The organism is Pseudomonas sp. MC6 (assembly GCF_054790575.1).
The window spans coordinates 2,941,594-2,957,906 of sequence record NZ_CP186504.1; the positions used below are offsets into that span (position 1 = coordinate 2,941,594).

The 16,313-nt window shown below is 58.8% G+C and carries 17 protein-coding genes; 15 read left to right on the plus strand and 2 right to left on the minus strand.

Features of this window, described 5'->3' with window-relative positions; translation table 11 throughout:
* Nucleotides 1-225: 225 nt before the first annotated feature.
* Nucleotides 226-906 (minus strand): alpha/beta family hydrolase, encoded by a 681-nt coding sequence (locus tag ACOYXE_RS13095; RefSeq protein ID WP_460929559.1) that lies wholly within the window; start codon nt 904-906, stop codon nt 226-228.
* A gap of 95 nt (nt 907-1,001) precedes the next feature.
* On the opposite strand from ACOYXE_RS13095, the gene ccoN (ACOYXE_RS13100) reads away from it, so the two are divergent.
* The 10 genes from ccoN (ACOYXE_RS13100) to ACOYXE_RS13145 all read left to right on the plus strand — a co-directional run bounded on the left by ccoN (ACOYXE_RS13100) (nt 1,002) and on the right by ACOYXE_RS13145 (nt 9,123).
* The gene (gene ccoN, locus ACOYXE_RS13100) at nt 1,002-2,426 is read left to right on the plus strand and encodes a cytochrome-c oxidase, cbb3-type subunit I (protein WP_460929561.1); all 1,425 of its coding nucleotides are present in this window, start codon (nt 1,002-1,004) and stop codon (nt 2,424-2,426) included.
* Nucleotides 2,427-2,436: 10 nt separating this feature from the next.
* On the plus strand, nt 2,437-3,045 hold the full coding sequence (gene ccoO, locus ACOYXE_RS13105) for a cytochrome-c oxidase, cbb3-type subunit II (protein ID WP_003223389.1): 609 nt from the start codon (nt 2,437-2,439) through the stop codon (nt 3,043-3,045).
* Nucleotides 3,046-3,050: 5 nt separating this feature from the next.
* Entirely contained in the window at nt 3,051-3,266 is a 216-nt protein-coding gene (locus ACOYXE_RS13110; RefSeq protein WP_160060066.1) for a cbb3-type cytochrome oxidase subunit 3, read from the plus strand.
* Entirely contained in the window at nt 3,263-4,216 is a 954-nt protein-coding gene (gene ccoP, locus ACOYXE_RS13115) for a cytochrome-c oxidase, cbb3-type subunit III (protein WP_160057093.1), read from the plus strand. The genes ACOYXE_RS13110 and ccoP (ACOYXE_RS13115) overlap by 4 nt, the downstream gene beginning before the upstream one ends.
* A gap of 482 nt (nt 4,217-4,698) precedes the next feature.
* A complete protein-coding gene (gene ccoN / locus ACOYXE_RS13120) occupies nt 4,699-6,141 on the plus strand; it encodes a cytochrome-c oxidase, cbb3-type subunit I (RefSeq protein WP_007917159.1) in 1,443 nt (480 codons plus the stop codon).
* Nucleotides 6,141-6,749, plus strand: coding sequence for a cytochrome-c oxidase, cbb3-type subunit II (gene ccoO, locus ACOYXE_RS13125; protein ID WP_160057092.1), 609 nt, complete (start codon nt 6,141-6,143; stop codon nt 6,747-6,749). Before ccoN (ACOYXE_RS13120) ends, ccoO (ACOYXE_RS13125) begins: the two co-directional genes overlap by 1 nt.
* A 5-nt stretch (nt 6,750-6,754) precedes the next feature.
* Nucleotides 6,755-6,940, plus strand: coding sequence for a CcoQ/FixQ family Cbb3-type cytochrome c oxidase assembly chaperone (locus tag ACOYXE_RS13130; RefSeq protein WP_003175465.1), 186 nt, complete (start codon nt 6,755-6,757; stop codon nt 6,938-6,940).
* Nucleotides 6,937-7,920 (plus strand): cytochrome-c oxidase, cbb3-type subunit III, encoded by a 984-nt coding sequence (ccoP, locus tag ACOYXE_RS13135; protein WP_007917163.1) that lies wholly within the window; start codon nt 6,937-6,939, stop codon nt 7,918-7,920. Before ACOYXE_RS13130 ends, ccoP (ACOYXE_RS13135) begins: the two co-directional genes overlap by 4 nt.
* Nucleotides 7,921-8,449: 529 nt before the next feature.
* On the plus strand, nt 8,450-8,704 hold the full coding sequence (locus ACOYXE_RS13140; RefSeq protein ID WP_160057091.1) for a type II toxin-antitoxin system Phd/YefM family antitoxin: 255 nt from the start codon (nt 8,450-8,452) through the stop codon (nt 8,702-8,704).
* Nucleotides 8,704-9,123, plus strand: coding sequence for a type II toxin-antitoxin system VapC family toxin (locus ACOYXE_RS13145; RefSeq protein WP_095124870.1), 420 nt, complete (start codon nt 8,704-8,706; stop codon nt 9,121-9,123). Before ACOYXE_RS13140 ends, ACOYXE_RS13145 begins: the two co-directional genes overlap by 1 nt.
* Nucleotides 9,124-9,161: 38 nt before the next feature.
* Here the strand turns inward: ACOYXE_RS13145 and ACOYXE_RS13150 are convergent, their stop codons facing one another.
* On the minus strand, nt 9,162-10,166 hold the full coding sequence (locus ACOYXE_RS13150) for a metallophosphoesterase family protein (protein WP_160057090.1): 1,005 nt from the start codon (nt 10,164-10,166) through the stop codon (nt 9,162-9,164).
* A gap of 544 nt (nt 10,167-10,710) precedes the next feature.
* Between ACOYXE_RS13150 and ccoG the strand changes: the two genes are divergently transcribed.
* The 5 genes from ccoG (at nt 10,711) to ACOYXE_RS13175 (ending at nt 16,232) form a co-directional block, all read left to right on the plus strand.
* The gene (gene ccoG / locus ACOYXE_RS13155; RefSeq protein ID WP_077571861.1) at nt 10,711-12,126 is read left to right on the plus strand and encodes a cytochrome c oxidase accessory protein CcoG; all 1,416 of its coding nucleotides are present in this window, start codon (nt 10,711-10,713) and stop codon (nt 12,124-12,126) included.
* An 11-nt stretch (nt 12,127-12,137) separates the two neighbouring features.
* Nucleotides 12,138-12,677, plus strand: a complete 540-nt coding sequence (locus tag ACOYXE_RS13160; RefSeq protein WP_405122012.1) for a FixH family protein — start codon at nt 12,138-12,140, stop codon at nt 12,675-12,677.
* A 191-nt stretch (nt 12,678-12,868) separates the two neighbouring features.
* Nucleotides 12,869-15,319 carry a heavy metal translocating P-type ATPase gene (locus tag ACOYXE_RS13165; protein WP_160057088.1) on the plus strand — a complete coding sequence of 817 codons (2,451 nt, stop codon included), beginning with the start codon at nt 12,869-12,871 and terminating at the stop codon, nt 15,317-15,319.
* A gap of 24 nt (nt 15,320-15,343) precedes the next feature.
* Nucleotides 15,344-15,556: a cbb3-type cytochrome oxidase assembly protein CcoS gene (gene ccoS / locus ACOYXE_RS13170; RefSeq protein ID WP_160057087.1), complete on the plus strand. Its 213-nt coding sequence runs from the start codon at nt 15,344-15,346 to the stop codon at nt 15,554-15,556.
* On the plus strand, nt 15,549-16,232 hold the full coding sequence (locus tag ACOYXE_RS13175; RefSeq protein ID WP_160057086.1) for a sulfite exporter TauE/SafE family protein: 684 nt from the start codon (nt 15,549-15,551) through the stop codon (nt 16,230-16,232). Before ccoS ends, ACOYXE_RS13175 begins: the two co-directional genes overlap by 8 nt.
* The last annotated feature ends 81 nt before the right edge of the window (nt 16,233-16,313 follow it).

The window sequence follows — 16,313 nt, forward strand, 5'->3', positions numbered from 1 at the left end:
CGAGCGGGCCGGACGTAGGAGCAAGCGTTTTTGGTTACTTTTTAGGCGTTTGTAAAAAGTGACCCGCCGTAAGGGCGGAACCCTGAGCGGCCGTTACCGCAGCAACGGATATGTACTCAGATTGAAAAATGTGTCGCGTTCAAGATCTACCCCCTCACCCCAGCCCTCTCCCCCAAGGGGGCGAGGGGGAAAGGGAGCCGATCTTTATGCGGTTCGGGATCTCGGTTAACCCTTGAGAAATTCGGATACTTTCTGCGCAGCGGCAGCCAAATGCTGTTCATGGGTAAACCCGGAAACCTTTAATGGCTTGAGGTCATGATCCCCGGTCACTAGCCACGCCACCTCAATACTCGGTGACAAAGTGTAAGCCTCGACAGCCTCACGATTGCCCAACGCATCCCGCTCCCCCTGCACAATCAACGTCCGAGTCTGCAAAGAAGCCAAATGCTCAACCCGCGGTTTCTCCGGCTTCCCCACCGCATAAAACGGATACCCCAGACACACCAACGCGTCAGCCCCCAACTCATCAGCAAGCAGACTCGCCATCCGCCCACCCATAGACTTCCCGCCAACGGCCAAAACCCCAGCGACATGACGCCGCACCTCGGCATACACCTCACGCCAACACTCCTGCAATTTCCCCGCAGGATTCGGCGGCCGCTTCACCCCATCCACCCGCCGCTGCGCCATATACGGAAACTCAAACCGCAACACATTCACCCCAAGCCCGGCAAGGCGCCCAGCCATATCGTTCATCCAGTCACTGTCCATCGGCGCACCAGCACCGTGGGCCAGGATCAACGTCGCTGAAGCCTCACCACTGGCGGCGTTCCAAAGCCATCCATGATCGAGCACGCACTGCGCCCATTGATCCCCGTCAATACTGGCCTTGTGCTGTTTGTCCATGCTTGCCTCGCTTTTAGTCTGCCTATAACTCCAGACGAAGGATTCGCCGCGTCTTTTGCGCGCGCTCACTTCGGCTGAACCGTGGATGGGGAACCATGAACACTTCTATCAGTACCGCCTACAACTACAAGGTGGTCCGCCAATTCGCCATTATGACGGTGGTGTGGGGCATCGTCGGCATGGGGCTCGGGGTTTTTCTCGCGGCCCAATTGGTCTGGCCCGAACTCAACTTCAATTTGCCCTGGACCAGTTTCGGCCGTCTGCGCCCGCTGCACACCAACGCGGTGATCTTCGCGTTCGGTGGCTGTGCGCTGTTCGCCAGTTCGTTCTACTCGGTGCAACGCACCTGCCAGACCCAGTTGTTTGTACCAAAAATCGCCGCGTTCTGCTTCTGGGGCTGGCAGCTTGTAATTCTATTGGCAGCCATCAGCCTGCCACTGGGTTACACCAGTTCCAAGGAATACGCCGAGCTGGAATGGCCGATCGACATCCTGATCACCATCGTCTGGGTCGCCTACGCCATCGTATTCTTCGGCACGATCATGCAGCGCAAAACCAAGCACATTTATGTGGGCAACTGGTTCTTCGGCGCGTTCATCATCACCGTGGCGATTCTGCACATCGTCAATAACCTTGAGTTGCCGGTGAGTTTCACCAAGTCGTACTCGGTGTACGCCGGTGCAACCGACGCGATGGTGCAATGGTGGTACGGCCACAATGCCGTAGGCTTTTTCCTCACCGCCGGTTTCCTCGGGATGATGTACTACTTCGTGCCGAAACAGGCAGAACGTCCGGTGTACTCGTATCGCCTGTCGATCGTGCACTTCTGGGCGCTGATCACCTTGTACATCTGGGCCGGCCCGCACCACTTGCACTACACCGCGCTGCCGGACTGGGCGCAGTCGCTGGGGATGGTGATGTCGCTGATTCTGCTGGCGCCGAGCTGGGGCGGCATGATCAACGGCATGATGACCCTCTCGGGCGCCTGGCATAAGTTGCGCAGCGACCCGATCCTGCGCTTCCTTGTGGTCTCGCTGGCGTTCTACGGCATGTCGACTTTCGAAGGTCCGATGATGGCGATCAAAACCGTCAACGCCCTCTCCCACTACACCGACTGGACCATCGGCCACGTACACGCCGGCGCCCTCGGTTGGGTGGCGATGATTTCCATCGGCGCGCTGTACCACATGATCCCGAAAATCTTCGGCAAAGCACAGATGCACAGCGTCGGCCTGATCAACGCGCACTTCTGGCTCGCGACCATCGGCACCGTGCTCTACATCGCGTCGATGTGGGTCAACGGTATCGCTCAGGGCCTGATGTGGCGCGCAGTCAACGAGGACGGCACGCTGACCTACTCCTTCGTCGAAACCCTGGTGGCCAGCCACCCTGGCTTCGTCGTGCGGCTGATTGGTGGGGCGATCTTCCTCAGCGGCATGTTCCTGATGGCTTACAACACCTGGCGCACCGTGCGGGCCTCGCAGCCTGCTGACGTCGTCGCTGCCGCGCAGATGGCCTGAGGAGTCCGCCATGAAACACGAAACGATTGAAAAGAACGTCGGCCTGTTGATGTTGCTCATGGTGTTCGCCGTGAGCATCGGCGGCCTGACCCAGATCGTCCCGCTGTTCTTCCAGGACGTCACCAACAAACCGGTGGAAGGCATGAAACCCTACACCGCGCTGCAACTGGAAGGCCGCGACATCTATATCCGCGAAGGCTGCGTCGGTTGCCACTCGCAGATGATCCGGCCGTTCCGCGCCGAAACCGAACGCTACGGGCACTACTCGGTAGCGGGCGAAAGCGTTTGGGATCACCCGTTCCTGTGGGGGTCGAAACGTACCGGTCCGGATCTGGCCCGGGTCGGTGCCCGCTACTCGGATGACTGGCACCGCGCGCACTTGTACAACCCGCGCAACGTCGTACCGGAATCGAAAATGCCGGCCTACCCGTGGCTGGTCACGCAAGCGGTCGACAGCAGCCACACCGAAACCAAGCTCAAGACCATGCGCACCCTCGGCGTGCCGTACACCGACGACGACATCAGCGGCGCGGTGGCCAGCCTCAAGGGCAAGACCGAAATGGACGCCCTCGTTTCTTACCTGCAAGTGCTCGGCACTGCGATCAAGAGCAAGAGGTGAGCACGATGGTCTTTGATATGAGCGCAGGGCTGATCCGTGGTTTAGGCACCGTTGTCGTGTTTGTAGCGTTCGTCGGCTTGACCTTGTGGGTGTTCAACCGCAAGCGCACCCCAGAGTTCGCTGAAGCACGTCTGCTGCCGTTCGCCGACGAGCCACAACCCGAAACTACCCCAGCATTTGAAACAACCCAAGCACCTGAACCAAGGAGTACCCGGCCATGACCACCTTCTGGAGTACGTGGATCTGCGTACTAACCATCGGCAGCCTGATCGGCCTGACGTGGCTGCTGATCGGCACCCGCCGGGGCGAAACCAAGGGCAGCGTCGACCAGACCATGGGCCACAGCTTCGACGGCATCGAGGAGTACGACAACCCGCTGCCGCAGTGGTGGTTCATGCTGTTCGCCGGCACCCTGGTGTTTTCCGTGGGCTATTTGATCCTTTATCCGGGCCTGGGCAACTGGAAAGGCATCCTGCCGGGTTACGAGGATGGCTGGACCGGCGTGCACGAGTGGGAAAAGGAGATGAACAAGGCTGACGCCAGGTTCGGCCCGATCTTCGCCAAGTTCGCCGCCATGCCGCTGGAAGAAGTGGCGAAGGACCCGCAGGCGCTGAAAATGGGTGGCCGCTTGTTCGCTTCCAATTGCTCGGTGTGCCACGGTTCCGATGCCAAAGGCGCGTTCGGTTTCCCTAACCTTGCCGACAGCGACTGGCGCTGGGGCGGCGACGCCGACACCATCAAAACCACCATCATGGGTGGCCGGATGGCGGCGATGCCGGCCTGGGGCGAAGTTTTGGGCGAAGCCGGGGTGAAGAACGTGGCCGCCTATGTGCGTCACGAACTCGCCGGCCTGCCGCTGCCCGCCGACAGCAAGGCTGATCTGCAAGCGGGGCAGCAGGCATTTAGCACCACTTGCGTGGCCTGTCATGGGGCAACCGGTCACGGCACTGAAGCCATGGGCGCGCCGAATCTGACGCACCCGGCCGGGTTTATCTATGGCACCAGCCTGACTCAACTCGAGCAGACCATTCGCCACGGTCGTCAGGGCCATATGCCGGCGCAGAACGAACTGCTGGGTAACGATAAAGTGCAATTGCTGGCCGCTTATGTGTACAGCCTGTCGCACGGATTGAATACAGAAAAACTGATTACTGAAGACAAGAAAAAGTAAGTATTGCGTACACATCTGCCGCACCATTCTCGGTGCGGCAGCATCCAGCCCCTTTGCGACGCATTGTCGCACCCCTTCACACCCTCTCCTTTCGGTTCCCCGGATTCGGGTCTACGCTTGCTCGATGCGGACTGGCTTGTGCCGGTTCCAGGTCAACGCTGACTGCTGTGTTCCGCGAACCGGCTGACTGATGTGGCCGCAAACGCCGGTAGATACCGGCTGTCGTGCCATTTGCCATCCGTCACCCGAACCGAGCGTTTGAACACACCCCGTTACAAGCGACCTGAACCCCTCGCTTTTTTCGTCCGCTGCGACATTTTGTCCGAGGCCGATTTTGTCCTTACGCGGCGCATGGAAAGGCCGCAGAATCAGCGTTGGAAAGCATTGACCCAGGTCATGGCGCGTTGCAATGACCCCCTGCTCTCTGCATACTTGCGGCCGATTTTAATCCTAATAAAACACCCAAACCGTGGAACCTTAGAATGAGCACAGCAATCAGTCCGACTGCTTATAACTATAAGGTAGTCCGCCAGTTCGCCATCATGACGGTGGTCTGGGGGATCCTTGGCATGGGGCTCGGTGTCTTCATCGCCTCGCAACTGGTCTGGCCGGAGTTGAACTTCGGTCTGCCGTGGACGAGCTTTGGACGCCTGCGCCCGTTGCACACAAACCTGGTGATTTTCGCCTTCGGTGGTTGTGCACTATTCGCCACTTCCTACTATGTCGTGCAGCGAACCTGCCAGACGCGACTGATTTCCGACAGCCTCGCGGCCTTCACCTTCTGGGGCTGGCAAGCGGTGATTGTCGGCGCGATCATTACCTTGCCGCTGGGTTACACCACCACCAAGGAATACGCGGAACTGGAATGGCCGATCGCCATTTTGCTGGCCATTGTCTGGGTCACTTACGGTCTGGTGTTCTTCGGCACCATCACCAAGCGCAAAACCAAGCACATCTACGTGGGTAACTGGTTCTACGGTGCCTTCATCGTCGTGACCGCGATGCTGCACATCGTCAACCACATGTCGCTGCCGGTGAACCTGTTCAAGTCCTACTCTGCCTACTCGGGCGCGACCGACGCGATGATCCAGTGGTGGTACGGCCACAACGCGGTGGGCTTCTTCCTCACCACCGGTTTCCTCGGGATGATGTATTACTTCGTGCCGAAACAGGCCGAGCGTCCGATCTACTCTTATCGCCTGTCGATCGTGCACTTCTGGGCACTGATCACCCTGTACATCTGGGCCGGCCCGCACCACTTGCACTACACCGCACTGCCGGATTGGGCACAATCGCTAGGCATGGCGATGTCGATCATCCTCCTGGCGCCAAGCTGGGGCGGCATGATCAACGGCATGATGACCCTGTCGGGTGCCTGGCATAAGCTGCGCACCGACCCGATCCTGCGTTTCCTCGTGGTATCCCTGGCGTTCTACGGCATGTCGACCTTCGAAGGTCCGATGATGGCGATCAAGACCGTCAACTCGCTCTCGCACTACACCGACTGGACCATCGGCCATGTACACGCCGGCGCTCTCGGCTGGGTGGCGATGATCTCGATCGGCGCGATCTACCACATGATCCCGCGTCTGTTCGGCCGTGCGCAGATGCACAGTGTCGGCTTGATCAACGCGCACTTCTGGCTCGCGACCATCGGCACTGTGTTGTATATCGCTTCGATGTGGGTCAACGGCATCACTCAGGGCCTGATGTGGCGTGCAATCAACGACGACGGCACCCTCACCTACTCGTTCGTTGAAGCACTGCAAGCCAGCCACCCGGGTTACATCGTGCGTGCCTTGGGCGGTGCTTTCTTCGCCAGCGGCATGTTCCTGATGGCTTACAACGTCTGGCGCACCGTGCGCGCCTCGAACCCGGCTGAAGCCGAAGCCGCTGCCCAGATCGCTGTCGTTGGAGCTCACTGATGAAGCATGAAGCTGTCGAGAAGAATATTGGCCTGCTGGCCTTCTTCATGGTCATCGCCGTCAGCGTTGGCGGCCTGACCCAAATCGTTCCGCTGTTTTTCCAGGACGTCACCAACAAGCCGGTCGAAGGCATGAAGCCGCGTTCGGCACTGGAGCTGGAAGGCCGCGACGTTTACATCGCCAACGGTTGTGTCGGCTGCCACTCGCAGATGATCCGTCCGTTCCGTGCTGAAACCGAACGCTACGGCCACTACTCGGTTGCCGGTGAAAGCGTCTGGGACCACCCGTTCCTGTGGGGCTCCAAACGTACCGGTCCGGACCTGGCCCGTGTCGGCGGTCGTTACTCCGATGACTGGCAACGTGCGCACTTGTACAACCCGCGCAACGTAGTGCCTGAGTCGAAAATGCCGGCTTACCCGTTCCTCGTGGAAAACAAGCTCGACGGCAAAGAGACGGCCAAAAAAATGGAAGTCTTGCGCACGCTCGGCGTCCCTTACACCGACGAAGACATCGCCGGTGCCAAGGATGCCGTGAAGGGCAAAACCGAAATGGACGCGCTGGTGGCCTACCTGCAAGGCCTGGGCACCATCATCAAAAGCAAACGGTGAATTAGATGGATATCGGGATGATTCGTGGCCTGGGCACCGTTGTCGTGATGGTGGCCTTCATCGGTCTGGCGTTGTGGGTGTTCAGCCCCAAGCGCAAGTCGGAGTTTGAAGACGCGACCTTGTTGCCTTTTGCGGATGATCCCGAAGCCATCAAGCACGTCGAGCAAGCTTCTAGGAGTAACAAAGAATGACTACATTCTGGAGTCTGTACGTCACAGTCCTCAGTCTCGGTACGATCTTCGCCCTGACCTGGCTGCTGCTGTCGACCCGCAAGGGCCAGCGCAGCGAACAGACGGACGAGACGGTCGGGCACTCCTTCGACGGGATCGAGGAGTACGACAACCCACTGCCGAAATGGTGGTTCATGCTGTTTGTCGGCACCATCATTTTTGCCTTGGGTTACCTGGTGCTGTACCCGGGCCTGGGCAACTGGAAAGGCCTGCTGCCGGGCTACAACTACCTTGATAACGACAAACAGACCGCGTTCGCCAACGGCCAGACCGGCTGGACCGGCGTACACGAGTGGGAAAAGGAAATGGCTCGCTCGGACGCCAAATTCGGTCCGATCTTCGCCAAGTTCGCCGCGATGCCAATCGAAGAAGTCGCCAAGGATCCACAAGCACTGAAAATGGGTGGCCGCCTGTTCGCCTCCAACTGCTCGGTGTGCCACGGTTCCGACGCCAAGGGCGCTTACGGTTTCCCTAACCTGACCGACGCCGACTGGCGCTGGGGCGGCGAGCCGGAAACCATCAAGACCACTATCATGGGCGGTCGCCACGCGGTGATGCCGGCCTGGGCTGAAGTGATTGGCGAGCAAGGCGTTGCCGACGTGGCAGCTTTTGTCGTGACCAATCTGGATGGCCGCAAGCTGCCGGAAGGCACCAAGGCTGATCCGGCCAACGGCGGCAAACTGTTCGCCGCCAACTGCGTGGCGTGCCACGGTCCGGCCGGCAAAGGCACTCCCGCCATGGGCGCGCCTGACCTGACTCACCCGGGTGCTTTCATCTACGGTTCGAGCTTTGCGCAACTGCAGCAGACCATTCGTTACGGCCGTCAGGGCCAGATGCCTGCGCAGGAACAACTGCAAGGCAACGACAAGGTGCACCTGCTGGCGGCTTACGTTTACAGCCTGTCTCACGGTGAAAAAGCACCGGAAGCGAACGCCGAATAGGGTCATCGCTTGAAACAAAAAAAGGCCCCGCCAATATTGATTGGCGGGGCCTTTTTTCATGCTGGCATTCATGACTTGTAACGTTTGCTCAATAGACCTGAGGAAAGGTGCCCTGTAGGTTTTTCCCACCCCGATGAGCAGCATCGGGTCAACCTTCAAGGATGAAGCCTACATGTCAAAAAATAACGAAAACACACTGCCAAAATGTTTGCAGCCCTGCCCTGACCATCAAGCAACGCCGGTAAAAACACCTGCTGCGCTCGCACGCTCGACATCGCCAGACACCATGGCCCATCCAGGTAACGGTGGCGGTCTGGACGGTCTCGGCGGCGGCCGATTGCTCTGAAAAAGCAGCAAAACGCAGCGAATATTCGCCCGATATCCTGCGCCCCTGCCCGTTGGCTGGGGCGCTCTGGCTGGTGCCGTTATGACAGTGATAAACCGATCGTCCGCAACCCACCTTTCCGATTGCCGGGAAAACCTCAGCGTAGTAACGTTTCTACACCAGAATCACCGGAGGCCGAACTTGATGGCCATCACGACCATTTCCAGCCGCGAATTCAATCAGGACACCAGTGCTGCCAAAAAAGCCGCGCATCTGGGTCCGGTCATCATTACCGATCGTGGCAAGCCTGCCCATGTACTGCTGAGCATCGAGGAGTACCAGAAACTGACCGGTAGCCAGACCAGCATCGTCGACCTGCTGGTCATGCCGAATGCGCCTGACATCGAATTCGAACCCGAGCGCGCCGTCATCCTCCCTCGCAGCGTGGATCTGTCCTGATGTTTCTACTCGATACCAATGTCGTTTCCGAGCTGAGAAAACCCCAAGCCGACCGGCAAGTGGTGACATGGGCAAACAGCGTTGCCCCGGCCAGCCTGTATTTATCGGCCATCACTGTGCTGGAGCTGGAAACCGGCATTCTGCGTATCGAACGCCGCGACCCGCCACAAGGAGGGATGCTGCGCAACTGGCTCGAGCGTCATGTCAAACCCGCATTCTCGGGAAGAATCCTCTCGGTCGATAGCGCCGTCGCTAGCCGATGCGCACAGCTGCACGTGCCTGATCGCAGCAATGAATGCGACGCTTTGATCGCCGCCACCGCGCTTGTTCATGGGCTGACGCTGGTCACCCGTAATGTTGCCGATTTCCAACTCAGCGGCGTTCATCTGATCAATCCATGGAACGCTGCCAATCACTGATCGTACAAAGCCCCGCCTAATCACTGGCGGGGCTTTTTTTATGGGCGCTTGGCAAAGATTGAATGCACCGGCGTCGTATCGATCAGCGTTCGATTGCGCCACTGATTGTTCTTCACCAGATAGACCTGCAACTGCTTGCGGTCCTCGGTGAAACTGGCAATCAGATAGGTTTGCTGAGACGTACTGCCGCTCAGGTAGATGGGTACGCTACCCTCCCAATAAGCATCACCTCCATCCTTATGTAAATGGCCGGCAAAGATCGCCGTCACTTGATATTTATTGACCATGTCGTGGAAGCGTTTTTGTTGCGCCTGGGTCCCTTTGTGGTTCAACGGTTTATGCATATTGATGATGATGGCGTAACCCGAAACTCGTGCCAGCCTGAGGTCCTTCTCGAGCCAGTCCAGCGCGTCGTTGATTTCAAATGTCGTCGGGTTCAGTGGATGAGCAATCCGGGTGGTATAAGTCGGCTCGTTATTGAGCTGAACCATATGAACTTCGCCGATATTTTTTGAATACGCGAGACTGCCGGAGTACGTCTTGCTGAGAAATCCACTGGTGACTTTCAAATCAAAGCTGTCCACCTTGCCTTCATGATGTTCCTTGAACTCGACGATACTTCCCGCCGCACAGCTATTGGTAAAACAATCATCAACATTATTTTCATAATCGTGATTACCCAGGCCGTACAAGTAGTCACCCTTAAAGTGTTTGTTCAACATATCCTTCATAAAAGACCGCTGCCAGCCATGACCAAAAGCGGTTATGTCACCATTGATCATCAGTGGAACCTGGGCTTGCGAACCATGCTGATTTCTGAAATCAGCAATACTCGCAAGCTGACTGTCGACCAGCCACTTGGAGCGAACTTCGAATTCCGAGTCGGATTCAGGATCACGGTTATCTGTCTTGTCGGTCCAGGGATATTGAGTATCCGAGGCAAAAACCATGTGTTTCGGGGTTCCGGTCATCGCCTGAGCGCAGGCAACCGAAGCCAATAAACAAACCCCCAGCACAACGCTTGTAAACTTATTGAAAGTCATACTTAAAATTCCATTTAAATTAATCAATTACACGCGAACAAGTTTTCGCGAAAACAGAACTTATTAGAAAAAACAGAAAACTTCAAAGCACCGAACCAGAACAATCAAGTAGATATGTTTCAGGCACAAAAAAAACTTACAACAACGCCTGATGCAAAAAGCCATGTTTGAAGTTGCACTTTGAAGTGCTCACTCGGCAACTTCTGCAACTGGAAACCTGAAGATGACACTGTCAGTGCTCGCCCCCCTTCAAGTCGACCCAGATTTTTCCAAGGCTTGCGGTGGCAAGCGCGTCGTACCGATGAACCCCTGACAACAACGGATTAGCCACCACGCCAAAACCGTCCATACTCAATAAGTCAATTGACCTGCATCAGGCTTTACTGCATTCGCTACACCATTCAGGTTTTTTACCCAACGCGACCAAAGGTCGCACCCTCGACCCAGAGCGACCGGCGTATCATTGCGCCACTGCAACGCCCCTTTTTGACCTTGGTTGGCACGTATCGACCGAGGCATTTTTCCACTGCCGTGGGATGCAATGATGAGCAATCAGATTCCGGTACACGACGTCACACCACCGAGCAAAAACGCGAACAACAGCGTTGACCTTTACGCCTCCAGAGAAAAAATCTACACCCGTGCCTTCACCGGTCTGTTCCGCAACTTGCGGATGATGGGCGGCGCCGCCTTGTTCCTGCTGTATTTCGGCACGGTGTGGCTGAACTGGGGCGGTCACCAGGCCGTATGGTGGAATCTGCCGGAGCGCAAGTTCTTCATCTTCGGCGCAACGTTCTGGCCGCAGGATTTCATCCTGCTCTCGGGCCTGTTGATCATTGCCGCGTTCGGCCTGTTCTTCATCACCGTGTATGCCGGGCGCGTCTGGTGCGGTTATACCTGTCCGCAAAGTGTGTGGACGTGGATTTTCATGTGGTGCGAGAAGGTCACCGAAGGCGACCGCAACCAGCGCATCAAGCTCGACAAGGCGCCGATGAGCGCCAACAAGTTCCTGCGCAAAGCCGCCAAACACGTGATGTGGCTATTGATCGGTTTCGTCACCGGCATGACCTTTGTCGGCTACTTTTCGCCGATCCGCGAACTGGTCTTTGAGTTCTTCACAGGGCAAGCCGATGGCTGGTCGTATTTCTGGGTCGGTTTCTTCACCCTCGCTACCTACGGCAACGCCGGCTGGTTGCGCGAGCAGGTGTGTATTTACATGTGCCCGTATGCGCGCTTTCAGAGCGTGATGTTCGACAAGGACACGCTGATCGTCTCCTACGATCCACGTCGTGGCGAAAGCCGTGGCCCGCGCAAGAAAGGTATTGATTACAAAGCCCAGGGCCTTGGTGACTGCATCGACTGCACCATGTGTGTTCAGGTCTGCCCGACCGGCATCGACATCCGCGACGGCCTGCAGATCGAGTGCATCGGCTGCGCCGCGTGCATCGATGCCTGCGACAGCATCATGGACAAAATGGATTACCCGCGCGGGCTCATCAGTTACACCACTGAACACAACCTGTCTGGGCAGAAAACCCATAAACTGCGGCCACGCCTGATCGGTTATGCCGTGGTGTTGCTGGCGATGATCAGCCTGTTGGTCACCGCGTTCTTCATGCGTTCGCTGGTCGGTTTTGACGTCAGCAAGGACCGCGTGCTGTACCGCGAAAACGCTGAAGGCCGAATCGAAAACGTCTACAGCCTGAAGATCATGAACAAGGATCAGCGCGACCACACCTACGTGCTCGAAGCCAGCGGTTTGCCGGATCTGCGCCTGCAAGGCAAGCGCGAGATCAAAGTCGCGGCCGGCGACATCGTCAGCATGCCGGTCGAGTTGTCGAGCGCGCCGGAACAACTGCCATCGAGCACCAACGAGGTGAAATTCCTCCTCAAGGATGCCGATGATGACAGCGTCCACGTTGAAGCCAAGAGCCGATTCATCGGCCCACAAATCCGTTGAGAGAACTGAACATGCCCGCAGCAAACGCCGCAAGTCCCTGGTACAAGCACCTCTGGCCATGGATCATCATCGGGATTCTGGCCTGCTCGGTGACCCTGACCCTGTCCATGGTGACCATTGCGGTGAACAACCCGGACAACCTCGTCAACGACAACTATTACGAGGCTGGCAAAGGCATCAACCGTTCGCTGGACCGTGAGCTGTTGGCGCAGAATCTGAAGATGCGTGCGGCGGTGCGTCTGGATGATGTTACTGGTGAGGTTGATCTGCGTTTGAGCGGTGACAGTCAGCCGAAGACACTGGAATTGAACCTGATTTCGCCGACGCAGCCCGAGAAGGATCGCAAGATTATCCTGACTCGCAGCGAGACTGAAACGGGCCGCTACATCGGTCAACTGGGTGACAAGGTTGAGGGTCGTCGCTTTGTCGAATTGCTCGGCAGTCAGGATGACCATGTGTGGCGCATGTTCGAGGAAGAGTTGGTGAGCCATGACAAGGATCTGCTGCTCGGTGATGAGCCGCTGCAAGGCGCCGAAGACCTGAAAAAATAAGCAACTTCGAAAGCCCCCTCACCCTAGCCCTCTCCCCCAGGAGAGGGAACTGATCTCGAGCGTTTGCACGTTTTGTGTATGACAGTGAAAATCCAGGCTCACACCGATCGGCGCCCTCTCCCTCCGGGAGAGGGCTGGGGTGAGGGCAAGCGGACAACTCCAATGCAAGGGTTTAACCCCTCAACGATGCCATGACCACCCCACTCCCCTGCTACCACTGCGCCCTGCCCGTCCCCTCCGGCAGCCGCTTCACCGCCGTCGTACTCGGGGATTCCCGCGAGTTCTGCTGTCCGGGCTGTCAGGCTGTGGCCGAAGCCATCGTCGCCGGTGGTCTGGAAAGCTACTACCAACACCGCAGCGAAGCCTCGGCCAACCCCGAAGCATTGCCGGTGCAATTGGTCGATGAGCTGGCCCTGTACGACCGCGCCGATGTGCAGCAACCCTTCGTTCGCCATGAAGGCGATCTGGCCGAAACCACCCTGTTGATGGAAGGCATCAGTTGCGCCGCTTGCGGCTGGCTGATCGAAAAACACCTGCGCACGCTGCCCGCCGTGGCCGAGGCGCGGCTGAACCTGTCCAACCATCGTTTGCACGTGAGTTGGGCCGACGCGCAATTACCGCTGAGCCAGATCCTCGCCGAACTGCGCCACATCGGTTACGCCGCCCACCCGTATCAGGCCGACCGTGCCAGCGAACAACTGGCCAGTGAAAACCGCCTCGCTCTGCGCCAGCTCGGCGTGGCTGGACTGCTGTGGTTTCAGGCGATGATGGCGACCATGGCCACTTGGCCGGAATTCAACATCGACCTCAGCCCCGAGCTGCACACGATCCTGCGCTGGGTCGCACTGTTCCTGACCACACCGATCGTGTTCTACAGCTGCGCGCCGTTCTTCAAAGGCGCAATGCGCGATCTGCGCACGCGCCACCTGACCATGGATGTCTCGGTGTCACTGGCGATCGGCAGCGCCTACATTGCCGGGATCTGGACTTCGATCACCGGCGTTGGCGAGTTGTATTTCGATGCGGTCGGCATGTTTGCGCTGTTCCTGCTCGCCGGCCGCTATCTGGAACGCCGTGCCCGTGAGCGCACCGCTGCCGCGACGGCGCAACTTGTGAATCTATTGCCGGCCTCGTGTCTACGGCTGGACAACAACGGCCAGAGCGAACGCATCCTGCTCAGCGAGCTACGCCTCGGCGAGCGGATTCTGGTGCAGGCCGGCTCGATTCTGCCGGCGGACGGCAAGATCATCGACGGCCAGTCGAGCATCGACGAATCGCTGCTCACCGGCGAATACCTGCCGCAACCGCGCATGCCGGGCGATGCGGTCACCGCTGGCACGCTCAACGTTGAAGGCGCGCTCACCGTGGAAGTTCAGGCGCTGGGCCAAGACACGCGCCTATCGGCCATTGTCCGCCTGCTCGACCGCGCTCAAGCGGAAAAACCGCGACTGGCAGAAATCGCCGACCGTGCCGCGCAATGGTTTTTGTTGTTATCGCTGATCGCCGCAGCCGCCATTGGCCTGTTGTGGTGGGAACTGGATTCGTCGCGAGCATTCTGGATTGTCCTCGCCATGCTGGTTGCCACCTGCCCGTGCGCCCTGTCGCTGGCGACGCCGACCGCGCTCACCGCTGCCACCGGTACCTTGCACAAACTTGGTTTGCTGCTGACGCGCGGGCATGTGCTGGAAGGCTTGAATCAGATCGACACGGTGATCTTCGACAAGACCGGCACCCTCACCGAAGGCCGATTGATGCTGCGTTCGATTCGCCCACTCGGCGCGCAGGACAGTGATCAATGCCTGAGCCTCGCCGCCGCTCTGGAAAACCGGTCGGAACACCCGATTGCCCGTGCCTTTGGCCGTGCGCCGCTGGCCGCTGAAGACGTCCACAGCACGCCGGGGCTTGGCCTCGAAGGCTTGGTGGGCGGACAGCGTTTGCGCATCGGCCAGGCCGAGTTTGTCTGCGCCCTCAGCGGCGCAACGGCACCGTCGATGCCGGACGAGGCCGGCCAATGGTTGCTGCTCGGCGATACTCAAGGGCCACTGGCGTGGTTCGTCCTCGACGATCGCTTGCGTGATGACGCCCCCGCCTTGCTCGCTGCTTGTAAGGCACGCGGCTGGCGTACGCTGTTGTTATCCGGTGACAGCTCGCCGATGGTCGCCAGTGTGGCGGCGGAACTGGGCATTGATGAGGCTCGCGGCGGCTTGCGCCCGGACGACAAACTGCAAGTCCTGCAGCAACTGCACAAGGAAGGTCGCAAAGTGCTGATGCTCGGCGACGGCGTCAACGATGTACCAGTGCTCGCGGCAGCCGACATCAGTGTCGCCATGGGTTCGGCCACCGATCTGGCGAAAACCAGCGCCGATGCGGTGCTGCTGTCCAACCGTCTCGACGCCTTGGTTCAAGCGTTCACTCTGGCTCGGCGCACCCGCCGGGTAATCATCGAGAACCTGCTGTGGGCGGCGCTGTACAATGGCCTCATGTTGCCGTTCGCCGCCCTCGGCTGGATCACGCCGGTGTGGGCCGCCGTCGGCATGTCGATCAGTTCGTTGACCGTGGTGCTCAATGCCCTGCGCCTGACTCGCCTGCCGAGTCCGCCGCCCGCCAGCACCCGATCACAAACCCGCCCGCTGCCGGCCTGAACCGTGCGGGCGCCTGGAGTACCGATGCCAGCTCTCTACGTGATGATCCCGGCCGCCCTGCTGATTGTGGCCATCGCCGTGTACATCTTTTTCTGGGCGGTGGACAGCGGTCAGTACGACGACCTCGACGGCCCTGCGCACAGCATTCTGTTCGATGATCAGGATCCGAACCACACCGCCGCCGTGGACGAAGTCAACGCCAGCAAACCGGACGACAAGGCCCCGCCTCATGCTTGAACTGGCGCCCTTGCTGATCTCGGCATTGATCCTCGGCCTGCTCGGTGGTGGTCATTGCCTGGGCATGTGCGGCGGTTTGATGGGCGCGCTGACTTTGGCGATCCCCAAGGAGCAGCGCAGTCGGCGTTTTCGCTTGTTGCTGGCGTACAACCTGGGCCGAATCCTCAGTTATGCCACGGCTGGCTTGCTGATCGGGCTGGCGGGATGGGCGGTGGCGAACAGTCCAGGCGCATTGTTCATGCGTGTATTGGCCGGGTTGTTGCTGATCGCCATGGGTTTGTATCTGGCCGGTTGGTGGAGCGGACTGACCCGCATTGAAAGCCTCGGCCGCGGGCTGTGGCGCTACATTCAGCCGGTCGCCAATCGCTTGCTGCCGGTGTCGAGTTTGCCTCGCGCGCTGTTGCTTGGCGCGTTGTGGGGCTGGCTGCCGTGCGGACTGGTTTACAGCACGCTGTTGTGGTCGGCGAGTCAGGGCAATGCGCTGGACAGTGCATTGTTGATGCTTGCGTTTGGCCTCGGCACCTGGCCGGTGTTGCTCGCCACAGGGCTTGCGGCTGAGCGGGTTACGGCGCTGTTGCGCAAACGCAGCGTGCGCATGGCCGGTGGTTTGCTGGTGATTCTGTTCGGGATATGGACATTGCCCGGACCGCATCAGCATTGGTTGATGGGCCATTAAGATCAAAAGATCGCAGCCTTCGGCAGCTCCTACCTTTGGAATGCGTTTCCCTGTAGGAGCTGCCGCAGGCTGCGATCTTTT